This window comes from Bradyrhizobium sp. AUGA SZCCT0283 (genome assembly GCF_018130385.1).
Lineage (GTDB): Bacteria > Pseudomonadota > Alphaproteobacteria > Rhizobiales > Xanthobacteraceae > Bradyrhizobium.
Map to the genome: position 1 here is coordinate 1 of NZ_JAFCLU010000038.1, position 22,877 is coordinate 22,877.

The 22,877-nt window shown below is 63.4% G+C and carries 22 protein-coding genes and 1 pseudogene; 11 read left to right on the forward strand and 12 right to left on the reverse strand.

The genetic code is table 11. The features are described from left to right. The first annotated feature begins 623 nt into the window (after window positions 1-623). The 4 genes from thrC (at window position 624) to JQ624_RS32725 (ending at window position 4,664) form a co-directional block, all read left to right on the forward strand. Window positions 624-2,042: a threonine synthase gene (gene thrC / locus JQ624_RS32710; RefSeq protein WP_212423025.1), complete on the forward strand. Its 1,419-nt coding sequence runs from the start codon at window positions 624-626 to the stop codon at window positions 2,040-2,042. Then, window positions 2,039-3,328, forward strand: a complete 1,290-nt coding sequence (locus JQ624_RS32715; RefSeq protein ID WP_212423026.1) for a pitrilysin family protein — start codon at window positions 2,039-2,041, stop codon at window positions 3,326-3,328. Before thrC ends, JQ624_RS32715 begins: the two co-directional genes overlap by 4 nt. A gap of 10 nt (window positions 3,329-3,338) precedes the next feature. After that, entirely contained in the window at window positions 3,339-3,926 is a 588-nt protein-coding gene (locus JQ624_RS32720; RefSeq protein WP_212423027.1) for a GNAT family N-acetyltransferase, read from the forward strand. Window positions 3,927-4,028: 102 nt separating this feature from the next. Next, window positions 4,029-4,664, forward strand: a complete 636-nt coding sequence (locus tag JQ624_RS32725) for a hypothetical protein (protein ID WP_212423028.1) — start codon at window positions 4,029-4,031, stop codon at window positions 4,662-4,664. 54 nt (window positions 4,665-4,718) lie between these two features. Here JQ624_RS32725 and JQ624_RS32730 read toward each other — a convergent pair whose 3' ends face one another. The 5 genes from JQ624_RS32730 to JQ624_RS32750 all read right to left on the reverse strand — a co-directional run bounded on the left by JQ624_RS32730 (window position 4,719) and on the right by JQ624_RS32750 (window position 7,299). Beyond that, the gene (locus JQ624_RS32730) at window positions 4,719-5,204 is read right to left on the reverse strand and encodes an ATP F0F1 synthase subunit B (RefSeq protein WP_212423029.1); all 486 of its coding nucleotides are present in this window, start codon (window positions 5,202-5,204) and stop codon (window positions 4,719-4,721) included. A 4-nt stretch (window positions 5,205-5,208) separates the two neighbouring features. Continuing rightward, window positions 5,209-5,757 carry a F0F1 ATP synthase subunit B' gene (locus tag JQ624_RS32735; protein ID WP_212423030.1) on the reverse strand — a complete coding sequence of 183 codons (549 nt, stop codon included), beginning with the start codon at window positions 5,755-5,757 and terminating at the stop codon, window positions 5,209-5,211. A gap of 59 nt (window positions 5,758-5,816) precedes the next feature. Then, window positions 5,817-6,047, reverse strand: coding sequence for a F0F1 ATP synthase subunit C (locus JQ624_RS32740; RefSeq protein ID WP_016847054.1), 231 nt, complete (start codon window positions 6,045-6,047; stop codon window positions 5,817-5,819). 55 nt (window positions 6,048-6,102) lie between these two features. Beyond that, window positions 6,103-6,858: a F0F1 ATP synthase subunit A gene (locus JQ624_RS32745; RefSeq protein WP_212423031.1), complete on the reverse strand. Its 756-nt coding sequence runs from the start codon at window positions 6,856-6,858 to the stop codon at window positions 6,103-6,105. Window positions 6,859-6,927: 69 nt separating this feature from the next. Further along, window positions 6,928-7,299, reverse strand: coding sequence for an AtpZ/AtpI family protein (locus JQ624_RS32750; RefSeq protein ID WP_212423080.1), 372 nt, complete (start codon window positions 7,297-7,299; stop codon window positions 6,928-6,930). Between the two features lie 275 nt (window positions 7,300-7,574). Between JQ624_RS32750 and JQ624_RS32755 the strand changes: the two genes are divergently transcribed. The 3 genes from JQ624_RS32755 (at window position 7,575) to JQ624_RS32765 (ending at window position 9,394) form a co-directional block, all read left to right on the forward strand. Beyond that, window positions 7,575-8,198, forward strand: coding sequence for a 2-hydroxychromene-2-carboxylate isomerase (locus tag JQ624_RS32755; RefSeq protein ID WP_212423032.1), 624 nt, complete (start codon window positions 7,575-7,577; stop codon window positions 8,196-8,198). A gap of 66 nt (window positions 8,199-8,264) precedes the next feature. After that, the gene (locus tag JQ624_RS32760; protein WP_212423033.1) at window positions 8,265-8,804 is read left to right on the forward strand and encodes a hypothetical protein; all 540 of its coding nucleotides are present in this window, start codon (window positions 8,265-8,267) and stop codon (window positions 8,802-8,804) included. Between the two features lie 116 nt (window positions 8,805-8,920). Further along, a complete protein-coding gene (locus JQ624_RS32765; protein ID WP_212423034.1) occupies window positions 8,921-9,394 on the forward strand; it encodes a secondary thiamine-phosphate synthase enzyme YjbQ in 474 nt (157 codons plus the stop codon). Between the two features lie 75 nt (window positions 9,395-9,469). Here the strand turns inward: JQ624_RS32765 and JQ624_RS32770 are convergent, their stop codons facing one another. From JQ624_RS32770 to JQ624_RS32795, 6 genes are all read right to left on the reverse strand, one after another. Next, the gene (locus JQ624_RS32770; protein ID WP_212423081.1) at window positions 9,470-11,092 is read right to left on the reverse strand and encodes an MFS transporter; all 1,623 of its coding nucleotides are present in this window, start codon (window positions 11,090-11,092) and stop codon (window positions 9,470-9,472) included. A gap of 375 nt (window positions 11,093-11,467) precedes the next feature. Further along, the gene (locus JQ624_RS32775) at window positions 11,468-11,836 is read right to left on the reverse strand and encodes a hypothetical protein (protein WP_212423035.1); all 369 of its coding nucleotides are present in this window, start codon (window positions 11,834-11,836) and stop codon (window positions 11,468-11,470) included. Window positions 11,837-11,932: 96 nt separating this feature from the next. Then, window positions 11,933-12,256 carry a hypothetical protein gene (locus JQ624_RS32780; RefSeq protein ID WP_025590700.1) on the reverse strand — a complete coding sequence of 108 codons (324 nt, stop codon included), beginning with the start codon at window positions 12,254-12,256 and terminating at the stop codon, window positions 11,933-11,935. Beyond that, complete coding sequence (locus JQ624_RS32785; protein WP_212423036.1) at window positions 12,253-12,672, reverse strand: hypothetical protein; 420 nt, start codon at window positions 12,670-12,672, stop codon at window positions 12,253-12,255. Before JQ624_RS32785 ends, JQ624_RS32780 begins: the two co-directional genes overlap by 4 nt. A gap of 73 nt (window positions 12,673-12,745) precedes the next feature. After that, entirely contained in the window at window positions 12,746-14,725 is a 1,980-nt protein-coding gene (locus JQ624_RS32790; RefSeq protein WP_212423037.1) for a sodium:solute symporter family protein, read from the reverse strand. A gap of 14 nt (window positions 14,726-14,739) precedes the next feature. Beyond that, window positions 14,740-15,018, reverse strand: a complete 279-nt coding sequence (locus tag JQ624_RS32795) for a DUF4212 domain-containing protein (RefSeq protein WP_249130245.1) — start codon at window positions 15,016-15,018, stop codon at window positions 14,740-14,742. Window positions 15,019-15,352: 334 nt separating this feature from the next. On the opposite strand from JQ624_RS32795, the gene JQ624_RS32800 reads away from it, so the two are divergent. From JQ624_RS32800 to JQ624_RS32815, 4 genes and pseudogenes are all read left to right on the forward strand, one after another. Next, a complete protein-coding gene (locus tag JQ624_RS32800; protein WP_212423038.1) occupies window positions 15,353-15,961 on the forward strand; it encodes a hypothetical protein in 609 nt (202 codons plus the stop codon). A 65-nt stretch (window positions 15,962-16,026) separates the two neighbouring features. Then, window positions 16,027-18,159 (forward strand): DUF294 nucleotidyltransferase-like domain-containing protein, encoded by a 2,133-nt coding sequence (locus tag JQ624_RS32805; RefSeq protein ID WP_212423039.1) that lies wholly within the window; start codon window positions 16,027-16,029, stop codon window positions 18,157-18,159. A gap of 175 nt (window positions 18,160-18,334) precedes the next feature. After that, window positions 18,335-19,009, forward strand: coding sequence for a response regulator transcription factor (locus JQ624_RS32810; RefSeq protein ID WP_212423040.1), 675 nt, complete (start codon window positions 18,335-18,337; stop codon window positions 19,007-19,009). A gap of 64 nt (window positions 19,010-19,073) precedes the next feature. Continuing rightward, window positions 19,074-19,262: pseudogene (locus tag JQ624_RS32815) on the forward strand (transposase); the annotation flags it as partial. A gap of 98 nt (window positions 19,263-19,360) precedes the next feature. Here the strand turns inward: JQ624_RS32815 and JQ624_RS32820 are convergent. Beyond that, window positions 19,361-22,870: a hybrid sensor histidine kinase/response regulator gene (locus JQ624_RS32820; RefSeq protein WP_212423041.1), complete on the reverse strand. Its 3,510-nt coding sequence runs from the start codon at window positions 22,868-22,870 to the stop codon at window positions 19,361-19,363. Window positions 22,871-22,877: the final 7 nt, after the last annotated feature.

The window sequence follows — 22,877 nt, forward strand, 5'->3', positions numbered from 1 at the left end:
GCGACTGACGTGTGTGGCCTATCGCGTACGGCGAAGTCGTGTGGTCCTGACGCCGCGGTGCTGGCGTCAAGTTGCGCGGGGTTGATTTCCTGCGCGGCGACGGTGGCAAGAAAGCCGTTCACCGGGGAGAGCTCGAAGTAAGCCGTAAAGCCATTGCGCAGGGAAGGCCGGAGTGTTCCGCCTGTACCTGTATGCTCGTGTGCGCGTTCCTTGTGCGCAATTGCACACGAGACCGCGGGTGCAGCGTGCACCCGGTCTTCCCTGCGCCCTCTGACAAAGAGGGCGGGAAGTTCTCCAGCAAACCTCGGGCAGTTCATGTCGCGAGATCGCGAATGTATTTCTATCGTAGGATGGGTGGAACGAAGCGATACCCATCGCCACACGCACCGGCATTGATGGGTATCGCTTCGTTCCACCCATCCTGCGGGCTTCTCGCAATGGCAGGGAAACAGCCGGGCTCCGACCGGCGGGGCAGCCGCTCCGCCATCCCGATTTTTCGCCCTCATGGCATTTCCCCTTCACCCCAAAACGCTTTATGGTGCCGCTCGCTTCGCGCTTGGCGAAATCTAATACATGATCAATATCAAAGGCTTGGCATAGGGCTTGCGCCTTTGGAGGGTGGTTTGACGCGCTATATTTCGACGCGGGGGGAGGCCCCCGCCCTGGGTTTCTGCGATGTGATGCTGACCGGGCTCGCCCGCGACGGCGGCCTCTATGTGCCCGAGGTCTGGCCGCAGCTTTCGCACGAGACCATCGCGGGATTTTTCGGCCGGCCCTACTGGGAAGTCGCGGTCGACGTGATCCGGCCGTTTACGGCGGGCGAGATTTCCGACGCCGATCTCGGCCGGATGGCGAATGAAGCCTACGCCACCTTCCGCCATCCGGCGGTGGTGCCGCTCGATCAGATCGGGCCCAATCAATTCGTGCTGGAGCTGTTCCACGGCCCGACGCTGGCGTTCAAGGACGTCGCGATGCAGTTGATCTCGCGGCTGATGGATCACGTGCTGGCCCGGCGCAGCCAGCGCACCACCATCGTGGTTGCGACCTCGGGCGATACCGGCGGCGCCGCGGTCGATGCCTTTGCGGGTCTCGACAATGTCGATCTGGTCGTGCTGTTCCCGAACGGGCGCATCTCTGACGTGCAGCGGCGGATGATGACGACGACGGGCGCGTCCAATGTGCATGCGCTCGCGATCGAAGGCACCTTCGACGATTGCCAGGCGCTCGTGAAGGCGATGTTTAACCATCACGGCTTTCGCGACGCGGTTTCGCTGTCGGGCGTCAATTCGATCAACTGGGCGCGGATCGTCGCGCAGGTCGTGTATTATTTCACCTCCGCCACGGCGCTCGGCGCGCCCGCGCGCATGGTGGATTTCACCGTGCCGACGGGGAATTTCGGCGACATCTTTGCAGGCTATGTCGCCAAGAAGATGGGCCTGCCGGTTCGCTGGCTGCGCATCGCCTCCAACGTCAACGATATCCTGCCGCGCACACTCAAGACCGGAATCTACGAGGTCCGCGAGGTTCACGCCTCCGCTTCGCCCTCGATGGACATCCAGATCTCCTCGAATTTCGAGCGGCTCTTGTTCGAGGCGAGCGGTCGCGATGCCGAGAGCGTCCGCCGGCTGATGGCCTCGCTGAAACAGTCCGGACGTTTCGTGCTGCCGGATGCCATCCTGGCCGCGATCCGCGAGGAGTTCGACGCAGGCCGCGCCGATGAGACCGAGACGTCGGCTGCGATCCGGGCCGCCTGGCGCGAGGCCGGCGACCTCGTCGATCCCCATACCGCGGTGGCGCTGGCGGTGGCCGATCGCGACACCTCGGATTCGAAGATCCCCAACATCGTGCTGTCGACCGCGCATCCCGCCAAATTTCCCGATGCGGTGGAAGCCGCCTGCGGCGTGCGGCCGCAACTGCCGGCCTGGCTCGACGGCCTCATGACCAAATCCGAACACATCACGGTGATGAAAAACGATTCAGCCGAAGTGGAGCGATTCGTGCGCTCGGTGAGCCGTGCCGCGAAGCAGGGAGTTGCCGGATGAGCGTTGACGTAACCAAGCTGCCATCCGGCCTGACCGTCGTTACCGACACCATGCCGCATCTGGAAACCGCGGCGCTCGGCGTCTGGGCCGGCGTCGGCGGCCGTGACGAAAAGCCGAACGAGCACGGCATCTCGCATCTTCTGGAACACATGGCCTTCAAGGGCACGACCCGGCGCTCCTCGCGCGAGATCGTCGAGGAAATCGAGGCGGTCGGCGGCGATCTCAATGCCGGAACCTCGACCGAAACCACCGCCTATTATGCGCGGGTAATGAAGGCCGACGTGCCGCTGGCGCTCGACGTGCTCTCCGACATTCTCGCCAATCCGTCCTTCGTGCCGGATGAACTCGAGCGCGAGAAGAGCGTGATCGTGCAGGAAATCGGCGCGGCGCAGGATACCCCTGATGACGTCGTGTTCGAGCACCTCAACGAACTCTGCTTTCCGGACCAGCCGATGGGCCGTTCGCTGCTCGGCACCGCCAAGACGCTGAAGAAGTTTGATCGCGACATGCTGCGCGGCTATCTCTCGACGCACTACCGCGGGCCCGACATGGTGGTGGCCGCCGCGGGCGCGGTCGACCACAAGCGCGTGGTCGAGGAAGTGGCGCAAAGATTTGCCAGCTTCGACGCCACGGCCGCGCCGAAGCCGGTGCCCGCGATGTTCGGCAAGGGCGGCTCGCGCGTGGTGCACCGCGACCTCGAACAGGCGCATCTGACGCTGGCGCTCGAGGGCGTCCCGCAAACGGATCTATCGCTGTTCTCGCTGCAGGTCTTCACCAACACGCTGGGCGGCGGAATGTCGTCGCGGCTGTTCCAGGAAGTGCGCGAGAAGCGCGGCCTGTGCTACTCGATCTACACCTTCCACGCGCCCTATTCCGACACCGGCTTTTTCGGCCTCTATACCGGCACCGATCCCGGCGACGCGCCGGAGATGATGGAAGTGATCGTCGACGTCATCAACGATGCGGTCGAAACCCTGACCGAAGCCGAGATCGCCCGCGCCAAGGCGCAGATGAAGGCGGGGCTGTTGATGGCGCTGGAGAGCTGCTCCTCCCGGGCCGAACAGCTGGCGCGGCACATCCTGGCCTATGGCCGGCCGCAGACGGTGGAAGAGCTGGTCGCGCGAATCGATGCGGTCAGCGTCGAATCGACCCGCAACGCTGCGCACGCGCTGCTCACCCGCAGCCGGCCGGCGGTCGTCGCACTTGGCAGCGGCAGGGGGCTGGACACGGCGGTGTCTTTTGCGGAAGGATTGACGAGGTCGAAGGCGAAGACGCTTCTACATTGAGGTAGAGGGCATGGCCCTGTTTCGTTTGCCAACCAGCGGACCGGCCGCACTCGTACCGCGCGGCCACGGGCTGCTGCTGCGCGCCCCGCAAATGTCGGATTTCCTGCAATGGGCGCAATTGCGCGAGCAAAGCCGGGCCTACCTCACGCCGTGGGAGCCGATCTGGCCGTCGGACGATCTGACCCGCGCCGGCTTTCGCCGCCGGTTGCGCCGCTACGCCGAGGATATCGCCGCCGACCGCTCCTATCCGTTCATCATCTTCCGCGAGTCTGACGGCACCATGATCGGCGGCATCACGCTCGCCAATGTCCGCCGCGGCATCGTGCAGGCCGGCACCATCGGCTATTGGGTCGGCGCGCCCCATGCCCATCGCGGCTACATGACCGCGGCGCTCCGGGTGCTGCTGCCGACGCTGTTCGGCGAGCTCAATCTGCACCGCATCGAGGCCGCCTGCATTCCCTCCAATTCACCGTCGATCCGGGTGCTGGAGAAATGCGGCTTCACCCGCGAGGGGCTGGCGCGGCGCTATCTCTGCATCAACGGCGTCTGGCAGGACCATCTGCTGTTCGGCCTGCTGCATGAGGATTTCCGCGGCTGAACCGTTGATTTGTAAGCCTTTTGGGTGCCTTGGGTTCGCCGCCATTGGGCTGCTATAACGCCGCCGGGAACAATGACGCGAGACGATGGGATCAGGGGTCGCATGGGTGACAATCGTTTGGCCAAGGTGATGGCGGCTGCGGCGGTCGCGGGCGGGCTGGCCTGCCTGATGGCGGCGCCGGCATCGGCGCAATCGCTGACGGATCGTTTCAAGAGCCTGTTCGGCGGCAAGTCGGACGCGGAGCCGGCCGCGAATGCGCCGGCGGTGCCCGAGGACACGGGCGACCTGACCTGCCCGCCGGTCACGGTCAGGGCCGGCGCGGCCACCTACGCCGTGGCGGCGCCCGGCAAGCAGCCGGTCGGCAACGACCTGCGCTTTCAGGCCACGATCTCCAAAATGGCCCGCGAATGCAGCCTCAATGGCGGCGTGATCACGGCGCGGATCGGCATTCAGGGCCGCGTCATTGCCGGCCCCGCCGGCGCCCCGTCGTCGGTCCAGGTTCCGATTCGCGTCGCGGTGGTGCAGGGCGGCGTGTCTGAGAAGACCATCGCCACCAAGGCCTACCAGACCACCGTCACGATGACGGAAGGCGGCAGCGAGCCGTTTACGCTGGTGGCCGAAGATCTCGCCTATCCCGCGCCTTCCGGCGCCGTCGGCGACAGCTACATCTTTTATATCGGCTTCGACCCGCAGGCCCTGAAGCCCGAACGCCCGGCGCCGAAAAAGAAGAAGCAATAAAAAAAGCCGGCGCGAGATGATCGCGCCGGCTTTGATTTGGTGGGTCGAAAGCGCTCAGTTCAGCTTGGCGCGAACCTCGGCAATGCCCTTGGCGAGCAGGTCGTCGGCGACCGAGCCCTTGACCGACTGCGACAGGATGGTCGAGGCGGCTTCGACTGCAGCGTTGGCGGCGGCGGCGCGGACGTCGGCCAGCGCCTGGGCTTCGGCCAGCGCAATCTTGCTCTCGGCGGTCTTGGTGCGGCGGGCGACGAAGTCTTCCATCTTGGCCTTGGCCTCGATCGCGATGCGCTCGGCTTCGGCCTTGGCGTTGGCGATGATCTCCTGAGCCTCGCGCTCGGCGCTGGCGCGGCGGGTCTGGTACTCGCCGAGCAGCTTGGCGGCCTCCTCCTTGAGACGGCGGGCGTCGTCAAGTTCGGCCTTGATGCGTTCGCTGCGATGATCGAGCGCCGTCAGCACCGTCTTGTGGATGCCGAGATAGGCAAACAGCACAAAGAGGATGACGAAGGCGATCGCGACCCAGGTTTCCGGTTGGGTGAACATCCGTCTATCCCTTCAACGTAGCATCGACGGCCTTGCTCACCGTCTTGCCGTCGGGCAGCACGCCCGTGAGGCGCTGCACGATCGCGCCGGCTGCATCCGCGGCGATGCCGCGGACATTTTTCATCGCGGTCTCGCGGGTCGCCGCGATCTGCTTCTCGGCAGCGGCAAGCCTGATGGCCAACTGGTCTTCCAGCTTCTTGCGCTCGGCTTCCGAGGCCGCGTTCAGTTTCTCGCGGGTCTCGTTGCCGATGGCCTGCGCGCGGGAACGCGCCGAAGCGAGTTCCGTCTCATACGCCTTCAGCGCAGCGTCGGACTCGTCCTTCAGCTTCTGCGCCGCGGCCAGATCGCCCTCGATCGCATTCTGACGTGCGTCGATCACGCTTTCGACGCGCGGCAGCGCAAAGCGGGACACGATTACATAGAGCGCGACGAATGCGATAGCGAGCGATACCAGCTGCGAAGCAAACGTGCTGGACTCGAACGGAGGAAATCCTCCGCCGTGTCCGCCATCGGCTTCTGTGTGGGCGCCGGTACCATGACTTTTTTCAGCCACGGAGTTCTCCTCTTGCTGTCAGCGCGCCGCCCGGACCGGGCGGTGCGAGTGGGTGCAGCTCAGAGCGGGACGAACAGCAGCAGCAGCGCGATCAGCAGCGAGAAGATGCCGAGCGCTTCGGTCACGGCGAAGCCGAAGATCAGGTTGCCGAACTGGCCCTGCGCTGCCGAAGGATTGCGCACCGCTGCGGCGAGGTAGTTGCCGAAGATGATGCCCACGCCGACGCCCGCGCCGCCCATGCCGATGCATGCGATGCCCGCGCCGATAAGTTTTGCTGCTGCCGGTTCCATTTTCTAGAGCTCCTTGAGAGATAAGACAGAGTGAGGGTGGAAATTCCCCGGACGATTAGTGTCCCGGATGAATGGCGTCGTTGAGGTAGATGCAGGTGAGGATCGCGAACACGTAGGCCTGCAGGAATGCGACCAGGAGCTCGAGCGCGGTGAGCGCGACGGTGAGCGCCAGCGGCAGCATGCCGCCGGCCCAGCCGAGCGCGCCGAGCGCGACGCCGAGCATGGCGACGAAGCCCGCGAACACCTTCAGCGCGATGTGACCGGCCAGCATGTTGGCGAACAGACGCACGCTGTGCGAGACCGGCCGCAGGAAGAACGACAGGATTTCGATGAACATGACCAGCGGCAGGATGTACATCGGAACGCCGGTCGGCACGAAAATCTTGAAGAACTTGAGGCCGTTCTTGTAGATGCCGTAGACCAGGACCGTGAAGAAGACCAGGAGCGCAAGCGCCACGGTGACGATGATGTGGCTCGAAACCGTAAACGTGTAGGGAATGATGCCGATCAGGTTCGAGACGCAGATGAACATGAACAGCGAGAAGATCAGCGGGAAGAACTTCATGCCTTCCGAGCCGGCGGTAGAGCGGATCGTGCTGGCGACGAACTCGTAGGAGATTTCGGCGATCGATTGCAGTCGCCCCGGAATCAGTTGCCCTCTCGCCATGCCGCCGATCATCAGCAGCGAGATCACCGCCACCGTGATGAACATGTAGAGCGACGAGTTGGTGAAGGCGATCGTGTGCTTGCCGATATGGCCGATCGTGAAAAGGGGTTCGATATTGAACTGGTGGATCGGGTCGATTTTCATCCGCGCGGCTCTTTATCCACCGGCCTGGCCGGCAATCGAATTTCCAATGTCGTGACTTCCCGTCGACGCTCAGCGCCTGCCTGGACCTGCGCCGGCAGTTCTCACCACGTTGACCACGCCGGCGACGAAGCCGAGCAGCAGAAACACGATGAAACCGAACGGCGATGTCGACAATAAACGGTCGAACCCCCAGCCAATCGCCGCTCCGACGACAACGCCCGCGACCAATTCCGAGGAAAGCCGGAAACCAAGCGCCATGGCAGAAGTTCTGGCAGCTCTGTCTCCGCTTTCAGTTCCGGGTTGATCAGTCCTGATTTTGCGGCTGTCACGAATTTCGGACAACCGGTGATCCAGACTTCCGAGCCTTGCGGAAAGCGCAGCTTCGTCGGAAGACGGCTGATCGCGATTTCCACCTGCGTTGTCGTTTTTGTCTTCGGCCATGCCCAAGACATTAAACGATGCCAGCGGTTGATGGAAATTACGCCCGTCACCCTTGAAAGCCGCGCGGACCATACTTACCGCGTCTATTCAAGTCAAGATTAGGCCGTAACCAGTTAGTTCGTTGATTTAATTGGACTTATTCAAGCGTCGCCTGCGACACTGTGGACCCGTCATCGCAGTGCAGCAGCTATTCCCGCATCGATCGATCTTGCGCCCGTTTGGGCGGTCTGTTGGGATGCTTCGAGTGAAGCGAACATCCTCGTGCCGGAGCCCGCATGCCGCGTCAGGTTGATTACTATTTTTCGCTGCAATCGCCCTGGGCCTATATCGGGCACCAGTCCTTTCGGCGTCTGGTAAGTACCTATGATCTAAAGGTAAATCACAAGCCGGTGGTGCTGGTCGATCTGTTCTCGGAGACCGGCGGCCTGCCCTTGATGAAGCGCCACCCGGTCCGGCAGCGCTACCGGATGGTCGAACTGCAGCGCTGGCGCGACAAGCGCGGACTGAAGTTTCATCTGCAGCCGGCGCACTGGCCATTCAATGCACGCCTGGCCGATGGCGTCGTGATTGCGGCGCTCGAGGCCGGCCACGATCCCGACCGCTATTTGCGCCGGGCCTTTGCCGCCGTCTGGGAAGATCAGCTCAATCTCGCCGATCCCGCAACGATCGCGAAACTCGCCGACGAATCGGGGCTACCCGGCAAGCAATTGGTGGAGCGCTCCGGCTCGGAGGAAATCAGCGCAGCGTACGAGCAGAACCGGCAGGACGCGCTGGCGGCCGACGTGTTCGGCTCGCCGGTCTATGTGCTGGAGGGCGAAGTGTTCTGGGGACAGGACCGCCTCGAATTGCTGGAAGATGCGTTGAAATCCGGCCGAGCGCCCTATAGCTCAAAGGTCTAGGGACGCGCCTTGAAAGCGTCCCGGCGGTCGAGGAAACCGGTACTGTCCTGCGGCGGGAGCAAGCCCATGAGCACAGCAAAATCGTCCTCAAAATTCCTTGGGCTCGTCGTGCTGGCCTTTTGCCTCGCAGGCACCGGGCAAGCGCTCGCGGGAGCGCTGCCGGAAACCGAGAATGGCCGCTATGCGCTGTCACCGACGGGGGATGGCGTGCTCCGGCTCGATACAAGAACCGGAGCGATTTCGACCTGCAACAATTCGGGCGCGGGCTGGGCCTGCTACGCCGTCCCGGACGAGCGCGCGGCGATGGACACGGAAATCGGCCGGCTGCAAGCAGACATTGGCCGGCTGCAGGCCGACAATGAAAGGCTCAAGGCCCAACTCGCCGAGCGCGAGCCGACGGTGCCCGGCAAGATCGAAGAGCCGCTGCCGAAATCGGATTCGCTGAAGAAGAGCGAGCCGAAGGTGGCGGAGGGCGAGCGCAAGATCGAAATCCCGCTGCCGAGCGACCGCGACATGGATCGCATGATGTCGTTCCTGGAGCGCGCCTGGCGGCGCTTGATCGAAATGGCCAACCGGGTGCAGCGGGACGTCAACGGCAAGATTTGACGGAGACGTTGAATTCGGGTGGGCAAAGCGAAGCGTGGCCACCAACTTTAACCATGCAAGAACCGGTGGGCACGGCGCGAAGAGCGCCTTTGCCCACCCAACGAAGTTTGACGTTGATGCCTGCACCCAAATCCCTCTCCCGCACCACGCCCTCCGCCGTCGCCGCCAACACCATCGTATCCTCGCTGCTGACCGTGCAGACTTCCGGCGCGGGCTTTACCGATCTCACCGCCGAGGTCGCGAAATTCGTGGCGGACGCGCGGGCGCGCGAAGGTGCGGTGACGCTGTTCATTCGTCACACCTCGGCGTCGCTCACGATCCAGGAAAATGCCGACCCGACCGTGCTCGTCGATTTGACGACGGCGCTGAACCGGCTCGCGCCCGAGAACGCCGGCTGGCGCCACAACACCGAGGGGCCGGACGACATGCCGGCGCATATCAAGACCATGCTGACCGCAACCTCGCTGCACATCCCGGTGCTGCAGGGCGCGCTTGCGCTGGGCACGTGGCAGGCGATCTATCTGGTCGAGCACCGCGCGCGGCCGCACCGGCGCGAGATCGTGCTGCAGTTCGCGGGCAGCGTCGATTGAGGCATCCGCAAAAACAAACCGGCCGCGGATTGCTCCGCGGCCGGTTCGTGATTTCGTTCCGCCGAACGAAACCGGTTACTTCGTGATGTCGACGTCCTTGGTTTCCGGCAGGAAGAAGAAGCCAACGACTGCGGTGATCGACGCGAAGATGATCGGATACCAGAGACCAGCGTAGATATCGCCGGTCGAGGCCACGATCGCGAACGAGGTCGCCGGCAGCAATCCGCCGAACCAGCCGTTGCCGATGTGATAGGGCAGCGACATCGAGGTGTAGCGGATCCGGGTCGGGAACAGTTCGACCAGCATCGCCGCGATTGGCCCGTACACCATGGTGACGTAGACCACCAGGATGAACAGCAGGCCGATGATCGCCGCAACCTGAGGACGGAAGATGTCAAATGGGTTTGACATCTTCACGATGCCTGCGTCACCCGCCTTGGGATAGCCGGCGCCCTGGATCGCTGCCAGCACCGCCGGGTTGGAGGTCTTGGCGTCGGTGTAAGGCACCTCCTTGCCGTTGACCATCACCTTCACGCCGGAACCTGCCGCGCCGTAGCTGGTCGAATACTTGACCGACGACTGGGCGAGGAAGGCGCGGATGGTGTCGCAGGGTGCGGTGAAGACGCGGGTGCCGACCGGGTTGAACAGATCGCCGCAGCCCTTGGGATCTGCCACCACCTCGACCTTGGTGGCTTCGATCGCCTTCTCCAGCGCCGGGTTGGCGTTGGTGGTGATCATGCGGAAGATCGGGAAGAAGGTCAGCGCCGCGATCAGGCAGCCCGCCAGGATGATCGGCTTGCGGCCGATCTTGTCGGAGAGAGCGCCGAACACGATGAAGAAGCCGGTGCCGAACAATAGCGACCAGGCGATCAAGAGGTTGGCGGTGTAACCGTCGACCTTGAGGATCGATTGCAGGAAGAACAGCGCGTAGAACTGGCCCGTGTACCAGACCACGCCCTGACCCATCACGCCGCCGACGAGCGCCAGGATGACGAGCTTGGCGTTGCTCCAGTTGGCGAAGGCTTCGGTCAGCGGAGCCTTCGAGCCCTTGCCCTCGTCCTTCATCTTCTGGAACACCGGCGATTCATTCAGCCGCAACCGGATCCAGACGGAAACGCCGAGCAGCAGCACCGAGACCAGGAACGGAATACGCCAGCCCCAAGCCGCGAAATCAGGCTCGCCCAGCGCCGTGCGCGTGAACAGGATCACCAGCAGCGACAGGAACAGGCCGAGCGTGGCCGTGGTCTGGATGAACGAGGTGTAGTAGCCGCGTTTGCCCATCGGGGAATGTTCGGCCACGTAGGTCGCCGCACCGCCATACTCGCCGCCGAGCGCGAGGCCCTGCAGCAGGCGCAATGCGATCAGGATGATCGGCGCCGCGATGCCGATGGTCGCGGCATTGGGCAGCAGGCCGACGATGAAGGTCGACAGGCCCATGATCAGAATGGTGACGAGGAAGGTGTATTTGCGGCCGACAATGTCGCCGATGCGGCCGAACACGATGGCGCCGAACGGACGTACCAGGAAGCCGGCGGCGAAGGCCAGCAGCGCGAAGATGTCGCGCGTGGCCGGCGGATAGGCCGAAAAGAACTGCGCGCCGATGATGCTGGCGAGCGATCCGTAAAGGTAGAAATCATACCATTCGAAGACGGTACCAAGCGACGAAGCGAGAATGACGAAACGTTCGTCCTTCGTCATCCCGGCGGCCTTGCCGGATGTGGCAGTCATTGTAGACATTTCCGAATCGCTCCCCTTTTTTATGCTCGCAAAGATGTGCGTTGCGTCAGATCGACGCTTGATTATTTCAGGGTTTCCTACATGTTCGCGAAGCTTGGCCCAATAGTACTTTCGGCTGGCGGTGAATCTCCATGTGCGCGATCCGGCGCGGACCCTGCTGCCGCCCTTTCGTGATGGATCTGCGCAATCAGGAGGCAGTTCCGATTTCCGAAACACGAAACGCCTTGGCATTCAGGCTGTTCTCGATGTTTTGGCTGGCCGGCATTCGGCCATTCCCGCAAGCTGAAAGCCGTGAATTGACCGCGCCCGAAGTCTCGCCGGTTGGCGCGGCCCCGACTAAAGTCCAATGACGGAGAAAAAAAGCGCAATGCTCCACATCACGATGGAGATGAGGGCGGTCCAGCGCGCGAATTGCAGATAGGTCTCGCGCATGACGGTTGAGATCATCTTCTGCGCGAAAGCTTGGGGCGGACGGCTTTCCTTGGGGAGGTAGAGCCACATCTCGGTGCGGCGGTGGTCCTTGGTCCGGGCTTCATAGGCTTTCAGCACCAGAACGAGCGTCATCAACATGCTGAGGAAACCTCCCGCCTGGAAAGCCGAGCGGGGCAGGAAGGACAGGCCGATCATGACGCAGAAAATGGCGAGCGACGCGAATCCGCAGGCGCGAAGCACGGTCTCGTAGGCAATACGGCGCATCTCTTCCACGATCCGCCACTCCGTCATTGGAAGGGAATTCGTCGGATAAAGGTCCTCCGCAGGGTAGCGGCAGCGCGGCGTGTCCTCAACATCGCACCCCAGCCGTTACAGCCCGATCTTGAGAAAATTACCGGCGGCGGGAAGCGCAAGAATCGCGGTTCCGGCAAGCCATATCCAGAGCGACGCGTCATTCGATTCGGAGGCGCCGGTGGCCCGCTCGTAGAGCGCCGCAGGAATCCCGCCAAGAATGACGGTCGCGGTCGAGACCATCAGCGATGCGAACATCAACGTCAGAGACAGGCTGCCAAACAGCAGCGGGCCGGCGAGCAACTGGACGTACAGCAGCGTGAAGATCAGCGCGAGCTGGTTGAAGATGCCGTTGATCATCCCGAAGAACGCAATTCCGATGTAATAGAAGTTGCGATTCATGATGCCGCTCCGCCAAACCGGGGGGCGAGGCTCAACACCAGCAACGTGTAGTGAAACACCACGCGCAGCCAGAACATCCAGACGAAGCCGAACAACCATAGCAGGGCAGGAGGGGTGATCTTCGGAGTTACGATCGAGATGACGCCGATCACGGGATCAGTGATTCGGCAAAAGAATCGCCAGATATAGTTCGGCGAATCCGCGTCGACCATCAGGCCAAGCAGGAAGCGGCCGAGCATCGTGTACATCAGCGCCGCCAGGACGAAGTTTGGCAGATGAAAATACCAATAGCTGGCGAAGGAAGTTGCAGTATCCAAAGTCCGGTGCTCCTGCAGTGCTTCAGCAATCGACGAGCCGGGATGTCTGACGACGCCGCGATCGTGCCCAACAATGGCAAGCGGCGACTTTCCCGGCAAGCGATGTCATGGCTTCATCGAAAACAAAACGGGGCCCCGAGGGCCCCGTTTGCCGATATCAGTCGTGCGCTTCTCAAGTGGTCTTCTCTTCGAGCACCGTCCTGCCCCGCGGCTTGCGGATGTCATCGACATAGGCTTGCATTTCTGCTGACGGCTCCTTGCCGAGCAGGCTGACGACGTAGATGACAACGAAACCGAGCGGCGTTCCCAACAGACCACAGGCGATGTTGGTAAGGTCGAACCACCCGACCTTGTTGGCCATCGGGTGGGCGAGGGTCGGGAAGCTTTCCATTGCGTTGGGCAACGCCATGGCTTTGGCGATATCGACCAGCGGCGCCCCCGTCAGCGGGTTGGTCAGCGACGTCATGCCGAAATACTTCACGCCTGCGCCCGGGAAATACCGGGTTGTGACGAGATAGAACAGGCAGAGTCCGAAGCCGGCAATGATGCCGCAGATAGCACCCGTTGCCGTCGTCCGCTTCCACCAGACGCCCATCACCAGAGCCGGGAAGTTGCCGGCCATTGCCAGCGAGAACGCCCAGCCGACCATGGCCAGGATGTCTGCCGGCTTGGTTGCTGCCGTCGCGGCTGCGATCACGGCGACGACTACGAGGAGAGCGCGAGCCACCGTGAGCCGACGCATGGTCGGCGCGTTGGGGTCGATCATCTTGTAGTAAACGTCGTGGGATAGCGCGTTGGCGATGGCGAGCAGCAGGCCGTCGGCGGTGGACAACGCTGCGGCAAGACCGCCGGCGGCGACCAGGCCCGAGATCACATACGGAAGTCCCGCGATCTCCGGCGTGGAGAGCACGATCACGTCGGTGTTGATGATAAAGTCCTGCAGCCTGACGACACCGGGGTGGTCAGCAATCGCCTTGCAGGCTGCGATAACGGCATCGATGCTGCTTGCATTCTTGCCGCAAATCTGGATCAGCCCGAGTTCACCCCAGTTGAACAACCACGGGCGGATCGCCGATAGATCCCGCCCGATGATGTTGGTGTAGACTTCCAGTTTCGAGAACGCCGCATAGGCCGGCGCCGAGAAGTACAACAGGAAGATGAACAGCAGCGACCAGGCGACCGACTGACGCGCCTCACGCACCGACGGGGTGGTGAAGTAACGCATCAGGATATGCGGCAACGATGCCGTGCCGACCATCATGCACATGATGATCGCGAAGAAGTTCAGCGGGCTGTAGTTGATGAACGGCGCGATGTGCGGCTTCAGGTTTGCCACCGTCGCAAGACCGGTCGCCAGCATCTGCTGCTCGCGCGCCGTAATATCCGCGATCGCCTGCCCGTAAGTGAGCTCCGGAATCGGAATTCCGTACTTCTTGGTGGACAGGATCACGATCGGCGTCAGATAAGCGATGATCAGCACGACGTATTGTGCGATCTGCGTCCAGGTCACCGCCCGCATGCCGCCGAGCATCGCGCACAGCAGAATGCCGACGAGGCCTGCGAACACCGCCACTTCGAACTGCATCCCGAGGAACCGCGAGGCAATCAGGCCGGTGCCGTAAATCTGCGCCGTCACATAGGTGAAAGAGCAGGCGACCAGCACGATCACACCCAGCGAACGGGCGAAATTGCCGCCGTACCTGAACGACAGGAAGTCGGGCACAGTGTAGGCACCAAACTTGCGCAGATAGGGACCGATCAGGATCGATACCAGCACGAAGCCGCCGGTCCATCCGAGCACCCACGCCAGGCCGTCATAGCCGAGCAGGAACAAAGTGCCGGCCATGCCCACGAAAGATGCCGCAGACATCCAGTCAGCGCCGGTTGCCATGCCGTTGTAGAAGGCCGGGACGCGCCGGCCGGCGACGTAATACTCCGAGACCTGTGCGGTTCGGGTCATGACGCCGATGATCGCGTAGACCGCCAGCGTAAAGAACACGAACAGGTAGCCGAGGATCTTGTTCGGGACGCCGAACTGTTCGAGTGCGGCGAGCACGAGAATGAAGGCGATGAACCCGCCGGTATAGGTGCCATACATCTTGCCCAGATTCTTGATGAAGTCCGAGCTGCTGGCAGAAGTCTCTGTAGCCATGGTCTCTTCCTCCCTCAATCTTCCTCGGCAAAGCCGAATTCGCGGTCAATCTTGTCCTGCTGCTTCGCGAACAAGAACAGCATGACCACGAACACGATCAGCGACCCCTGCGCGGCCATGTAGAAGCCGAGCGGAAAACCGAGAATCGGAATGGTGAACTTGTTGAGAGGAACCACGAACATGTGGATGATGAAGCCGAAAAAGAACCAGATGCCGAGATGCGTGAACATCAGGCGCGAGGTCTTTGCCCAGTGCGCTTCTTCTTTTTGTTTCATGCTTGTAGAGTCAGCCATGGATCGCATTCCTCCCTCAAAGCACCGGTCAGCAAACTGCCGGAATGAAATGATCGAGGGGAATACAAATCCCTTCAGTGCGGCGCCCCCCTTGCCGCTGCTCTATCGGTCGTATGCCGATTTTAGAGACAACGAAGGGTAACATCACGAACGGTCAGGTCTTCATTATACTTTCGGGGGTATTAATTGTTGCAATTGCGAACGGAAATGAAGCGTTGAGCAATGGAAATTGCCGCAGCTGCTAACGACGCGGCGTTGAGAACATTCAACCTGGCGGGATCGGATAAGGTAAGCTGATGAAGTCACCCGCGTCGATCGGCAGGATGGGACCGCGATGAAGCTGTTGGAAAAATTGTTTCGAGCCCGCCCGCCGATTCGCGACCGCGAGGCGCTCGCGGACTTCATCGACGCGCAATCGGCCTTCATCGTGCAGAAGGGCATCTACGAATACTCCCGCGCCCGTGCAGGACATTACGCCAAGGTGCTGTTTGCCGAGGAGGGGTTTGCCAAATCGGTTGAACATTCGCGCTGGCAGGCGTTTCCGCTCGGTCTTTCGATGGTGGGCGAGATGGTGGACGTGGTGCTGCGCCCGCATGCCGGTGCGGACCGCCGGGCCGTTCTCGACCAGATCATCGCGGCCGTCCTTTCGGTTTTCGACCGTTATCCGGTGCCGCCGTCGATCGGCGAGGCCGGCTGGCAGGAGGCCCGGCGCGAGCTGGAGCACCGGCTCGACCTGGTGGGGGGGCATGCGCCCAAGCGGGTGATGGATATTCCCGAACCGCTGGCGGAGAGCTACTTTGCCATGATGCCGATTCACGAAAAGCTGCGCGGGCGGGATTTCCAGACCACGCGCAACTACCTTCGTGTCAGCCTGTGCAACATCCATGATGAACTGGTCGACCGGATCGATGCACCCGTGTTGACGGCTGCGCTGCTGAAGTAGGGCCGCGCTCGGCACCCCCCGGGTGCCAGGCCGGTCGCGCGGCTGGCGAGCGAGAGGGAGGGGCGATGGACAGGGCAAACAGCGGGGCTCCGCTTTTGTCGCTCGACGCCGTTGTCATCGATACCGAAACCACCGGGCTCGATCCACGCAAGGCGCGGGTGATCGAGCTTGCCGGCGTGCGGCTCTCGGCTGGAAAACTGATTGCCGGCGACTCGTTCCGTCAATTGCTGCGGCCGGCCGACGAATCGATTCCCGCCGTGACCACGCGGATTCACGGCATCGATGACGCGATGGTCGCCGGCTCGCCGCTGTTCGCCGATGTCTGGCCACGTTTCAACACGTTTCTCGGTCAGGCACTGGTGATCGGGCACGCGGTCGGGTTCGACCTTGCGGTGCTGAAGCGCGAATGCGATCTCGCCGGCCTGCCGTGGAGACGGCCGCGCACGCTTGACACGCGGCAGCTCGGGCAGATCGCCGCCCCCGATCTGGCTGGCTATTCGCTGGACGACCTCGCCGCCTGGACGGGTGTCGACGTCGTCGACCGGCATTCCGCGCTCGGCGACGCCATAACGTCGGCGCGGGTGTTTCTGGCGCTGGTGCCGAAGCTGCGCGACCACGGCATCCGTACCATTGCCGAGGCCGAACGAGCGTGCCTCGCCCTTACCTCCGTACTCGACGATGAGGTGCGGATCGGCTGGATCCAGGCCGTCGAAGCTCCGGAACGCGCCGATGCGGAGCGCACCCTGAAGCGCTTCGACAGCTACGCCTATCGGCATCGCAATCGCGACATCATGCGGATGCCTCCGGTCTTCGTGGAGGCCGACATTTCGGTCCACGACGCGCTCGCGCGGCTGGCGAGCGAGAAAATATCGGCTGTCTACGTCGCGCCGCATGCTGTTCCCGGCGTCGTCAAGGCGGCGGAAGCGGGCATCGTCACGGAACGCGACCTGCTGCGCGCGATCGCCCGGTTCGGCGCCGCCGCGCTCGATTTGCCGGTCGGGCAGATCATGAGCCGGCCGCTCGCGGCGGTTCGCGACGACGCGTTCGTCTATCGCGCAATCGGTCGCATGAACCGTCTCAAGACCCGCCACCTCGGTGTCGTCGATGAGGCCGGCCACGTGGTCGGCGCGTTGTCCGCGCGTGACCTGCTCCGCCTGCGCGCCGGGGAGGCCATTTCGCTCGGCGAGGAGATCGATGATGCGGTGGACGCACACGGCCTGGCGGTTGCCTGGGCCAAGCTGCCGCGGGTCGCGGAAGCGCTGCTTGCCGAGGGCCTCTCCGGCCGGGATATTGCGGAAGTGATCTCCCGCGAACTCGGTGCGCTCACCGGACAGGCCGCCGTGATCGCCGAGCGAATCATGGGGGAGCGTGGCCGGGGCGGCCCGCCATGCCGCTACGCAATGATCGTTCTTGGATCGGCCGGGCGCGGCGAAAGCCTGCTGGCGATGGATCAGGACAACGCCGTGATCTTCGAACGCGGCGAGCCTCATGGCGAAGAGGATCGCTGGTTTGCAGAGCTCGGGACGCATGTCGCCGATATCCTGCACGAGGTTGGCGTGCCCTATTGCAAGGGCGGCGTCATGGCAAAGAATGCGCCCTGGCGGGGTTCGGTAGCAACGTGGCGGGACCGGATCGACAAATGGATCACGCGCTCCAAGCCTGAGGATCTGCTGTCGGTCGATATCTTCTTCGACCTGCGGGCCGTTCACGGCGACGGCAGCCTTGCCGTCGCCGTGCGGCAGGCCGCCTTCGCGGCGGCGGAAGGTCAGGTCGCTTTCGCCAAACTGTTGGTGGAGGATGTCCGTACGCCGTCGAGCCTGACGTTCCTTGGTGGCATCCGCACCGTGGCCGGCCGTATCAACCTCAAGGCGGCCGGGCTGTTCGGCCTGGTCGCCGCGGCGCGTGCCCTCGCGATCCGATACCACGTGTTGGAACGATCGACACCGGCGCGACTGGCCGCCGTGAAGGCGCTTGTCCGGGTCAGCGAGAGCGATCTCGACGCGCTTGGCGAGGCGCAGGGCGTCTTTCTCGATCTGATCGTGTCGCAGCAGGTCGAGGATATCGCCCACGGCACACCGCCCTCTAATGCCGTCTCGGTGAAGCGTCTGACAGCCCACGACCGTGATCGGTTGCGGTCGGCGCTTGAAGCGGTGGCATCCGTCGACGAATTGGTCCGCGACGTGCTGTTCAAGGATTAATGCGGGCTTGCCGTGCCGATCAGCATCATTGTGCAATGCACAAGGGCCGGGTTAACCGCTTCTGCTTAGAGCGATATTTGCGCCTTGCATGCGGCCGCCGGGCGGGGGACAATTAAACGCACGCAGCGGGCCTGTTCCCGTCTCTCGCGTCGTTGCAACCTCGCGCAAGAAGTATATGACCGCCGCCGCCAATACCCACCTCGTGATCGCCGACGACCATCCGTTGTTCCGCGACGCGCTGCGTCAGGCGGTGGCAAGCGTCGTGAGTTCGGCCGTCATCAGCGAGGCGGGATCGTTCGACGATCTCACCGCGCTGCTGGAGCAGGATTCCGACGTCGATCTGATCCTGCTCGATCTCACCATGCCGGGGATCTCGGGATTCTCCGGCTTGATCTATTTGCGCGCGCAGTATCCCGCGGTTCCGGTGGTTATCGTGTCCGCGAGCGATGACGCCGGCACGATCCGCAGATCGCTGGATTTCGGCGCCTCCGGCTTCATCCCCAAGCGCTTCGGCGTCGAAACGCTGCGCGATGCCATCATGAAGGTGATGGAGGGCGACGTCTGGGTTCCGCCGGATACCGATCTCTCCTCGGCCAACGATCCCGACATGACGCGGTTGCGCGACCGGCTGGTGACGCTGACGCCGCAGCAGGTGAGGGTGCTGATGATGCTGTCGGAGGGCCTTCTCAACAAGCAGATCGCCTATGAGCTCGGCGTATCGGAAGCGACCATCAAGGCGCATGTTTCGGCGATCCTGCAGAAGCTCGGCGTCGAGAGCCGCACCCAGGCCGTGATCGCCGCCGCGAAAATCGCCGGCGGCAACTGGCGCCAGGGAACGCCGTCGGGCTGATGTCAGGCCGTAGGATGGGTGAAGCGCAGCGATACCCATCGCCTCACCACACGAGCATGTGCACATGACCGGCTACCGCCGCAATTTCATTGCCGGAGGCAGCTTTTTTTTCATGGTCAATCTGGCGGATCGGCGGCTTCAGTTACTGACCGAAAGTATCGATGCATTGCGAACAGCCTTCCGCGAGACGCAACGGCATCATCCATTCACAATCGATGCGATCGTCGTGTTGCCTGACCATCTCCACACGGTCCGGCCTCGACGGGGAGTTTGGTGAGAGGCGTTGAATGCGCGGCGAAGTGATGGGTATCGCTACGCTCCACCCATCCTACGGTCTTGCAATGGTGTAGCCTACTCCGCCGCCACTAACTGTTGCGCGCGCCACTGACCGAGCAGGGCGCGGAGCGAGGCCGGTTTGACCGGCTTGTTGAGGATCGCGATGTTTTCCTCGCGCGCGGCGGCCCGCACATTCGGGCTGCGGTCGGCCGTGATCAGGATGGCCGGAATGTTTTCGCCGAAGCGGCGGCGGATCTCGCGGATCGCGGCGACGCCGTTGCCGCGGTCGAGATGGTAGTCGACCAGAAGGCCCGTCACGCTGTTGCCGGAGGATTCGATCGCCGCGATCGCGGCGTCGGGATCGGCCACCGCGATCACCTCGGCGTCCCAGGCCGTCAGCAGCGTCTTCATGCCGTCGAGGATCGCCGGATCGTTCTCGATGCAAACGATCAGGGCGCCGCTCATCGGCGTCCTGGAAAGCGGCGTGGCGCTGGTGACCGCGGCGGTATGGTTGATCGCCTTGGCGATCGGCACGGTCACGGAAAACACCGAACCGCCGCTGGCATTGGCGTCGATCGCGATGCCGTGGTTGAGCACGCGCGCCAGCCGCTCGACGATCGACAGGCCAAGGCCGAGGCCGCGGGCGATCCGCGCGCCCTGTTCCAGGCGGTGAAACTCCTTGAAGATCTCGCCGCGTTTCGTCACGGGGATACCGACGCCGGTGTCGTAGACTCCGATCTGCAGCGATTGTCCGTGGCGGCGGCATCCGACCAGCACGCGCCCGCGCGGGGTGTATTTGATGGCGTTCGAAATGAAATTCTGCAGCAGCCGGCGCAGCAGCGAGCGGTCGGACTGCACCGGCAGGGAGCAGGGCACGAAGGTCAGCTCCAGCCCCTTGGCGCGGGCGATCGGCGCGAATTCGATCTCGAGCGAGCGCATCAGGTCGGCCATCTTGAAGCTTGAGATCGAGGTCGTCATCGCTCCCGCATCGAGCCGCGAGATGTCCAGCAGCGCGCCGAGGATCTCCTCGATCGCCTCCAGCGAGTCGTCGATGTTCTCCACCAGACGCGAGTCCTCGCCGCCGTTCTGCCGCTCGACGAGACTCGTCACGTAGAGCCGCGCCGCGTTGAGCGGCTGCAGGATGTCGTGGCTGGCGGCCGCGAGGAAGCGGGTCTTCGAAATGTTGGCGTCCTCGGCGGTGCTTTTGGCCTGCGCCAGCTCGGAATTCAGGCGGGTGAGCTCCTCGGTGCGGTCGCGGACGCGCTTTTCCAGCGTCGCATTGGCGCGTTCCAGCGCTTCGGCTGCCTCGAAGCTCGGCGTGACGTCGGAGAAGGTGATGACGAAGCCGCCGCCCGGCATCCGGTTGGAGCGGACCTCGATCACCATGTGGCGGTCCGGCAGGCGCTCCAGATAGGGCTCGCCCTCGGTGGTGTAGGCCTCCAGCCGCCGCTGCAGCAGCCCATCGGGGTCGCCGAAGTCGGCCGGGCTGACGGCGCCCATGAATTCGAGGATTTCCTGCAAGGGGATGCCGAGCTGCACGAGATGCGGCGGCAGCGCGAGAATTTCGCCGAACTGGGCATTCGAGCAGATCAGCTGCAAATCCGCATCGAACACCGCGATGCCCTGGCGCACATGGTTCAGCGCGGTCTGCAAGATCTCGCGGTTGAAATGCAGCGCGGCGTGGGAATCGTCGAGCAGCTTCAGCGCGGCCTTGGCGGAGACGGTCCGCTTGCGCAGCAACAGCGACATCACGAGGCGCGAGGAGGCCGCCCCGATCGAGGAGGCGATCAGGCGTTCGGCGTGTTGCAGCAATTCGAAATCGGCGGGCGCGGCCGGATCGAGATTGCCGGGATGGCCGGCGGCAAAGGCCTCGAAGGCTTGGGCGGCGCGCTCGGGGCCGAGATATTGCGCCACCGTGCTCTGGATGTCCTGCACGGTAACGGTCGTCCGCCAGCGCCGGAACGTCGGCGCGATCGGCGTCAGCGTGTTGGGGACGAACAGATCCGCCTGCAGCCGTTCGATCGACGACGGCCGTTGCGCGATCGACATCACGATGTAGGTCAGGACGTTGAGCGAGAGCGACCACAGCACGCCATGCATCAGCGGCGGCAGATCGGCGCCGAACAATGCCCGCGGACGCAGCGCCTCGATGCCGAACGGTCCGTGCTGCAGCAGCAGCAGGCCGGTGGGATTGCCCTCCAGGAAGCTGGGCAGGAACAGCGTATAGGCCCACACCGCAAAGCCGACCAGCATGCCGGTCATGGCGCCGCGGGCGGTTCCCTGGCGCCAGAACAGGCCGCCGAAGAAGGCCGGCGCCAGCTGGGCAAGCGCTGCGAACGACAGCAGGCCGATCGCCGCCAGTTGCGCATTGCCGAGCGCACGATAGTAGAAATATGCCATCACCATGATGGCGAAGATGGCAAAGCGCCGGATCCTGAGCAGGAAGTCGCCGAAATCCTGGCTGCCGGCGCGCGTCGCGGGGCTGCGCTGCAGCACCAGCGGCAGGACGATGTCGTTGGAAACCATGATGGAGAGCGCGACGCATTCCACGATCACCATCGCGGTCGCGGCCGACATGCCGCCGACGAACACGGCAATGCTGAGCAGCGGGGAATCCGCCTCGATCGGCAGCGCCAATACGTACATGTCGCTGTCCACGGCGCCGAACGGAAAGGTGACGAGGCCGGCGAGCGCGATCGGAATCACGAACAGGTTGATGGCGACCAGATAGAGAGGAAACAGCCAGCGCGCGCGGCTGACCTCCTCGGGGCTGGAGTTCTCGACCACGCTGACGTGAAACTGCCGCGGCAGCAGCATGATCGCGCAGAACGACAGCAGCGTCATGGTGAGGAAATTGCCGATCGACGGCACGTAGTCGATCGCGCGCACCGCCTCCGGGGTCCTCATTGCGCGCTCGATCAGTTCGATGGGCGTGAACATCCAGAAGGTGACGAAGGCGCCGGCGGCGAGAAAGGCCACCAGCTTGACGATGGATTCAGTGGCGATCGCCAGCATCAGGCCGTGCTGGTGCTCGGTGGCGTCGGTCTGGCGGGTGCCGAACAAAACCGCGAATGCCGCCATCGCCAGTGTCACGACCAGCGCGATGTCGCCGATGATCGGGATCGAGGAGAACAGCTTGTCCTCGCTCAGGATCGTCTCCAGCGAGGACGCCACCGCCTTGAGCTGGAGCGCGATGTAAGGCACCGAGCCTACGATCGCGATCACAGCCACCGTGGCGGCGACCGCCTGGCTCTTGCCGTAGCGCGCCGCGATGAAGTCGGCGATCGAGGTGATGTTCTGCGATTTGGCGAGCTGGATCACGCGGCGCAGCAGCGGCGTGCATAGCCCGATCATCAGGATCGGGCCTAGATAGATCGCGAGGAAGTCGATGCTGGTGCGGGTGGCGAAACCGACCGAGCCGAAGAAGGTCCAGGAAGTGCAGTAGATCGCCAGCGACAGCGGATAGATCAGCATGCCGGCACGGCCGCGCTGGCCCGGCGACAGCCGGTCGCCGTAGCTGGCGACGCCGAACAACAGGCCGATATAGGCGAACGCGGCGGCGATCACGCCCCAGTCGTGCAGCATCGCTGCG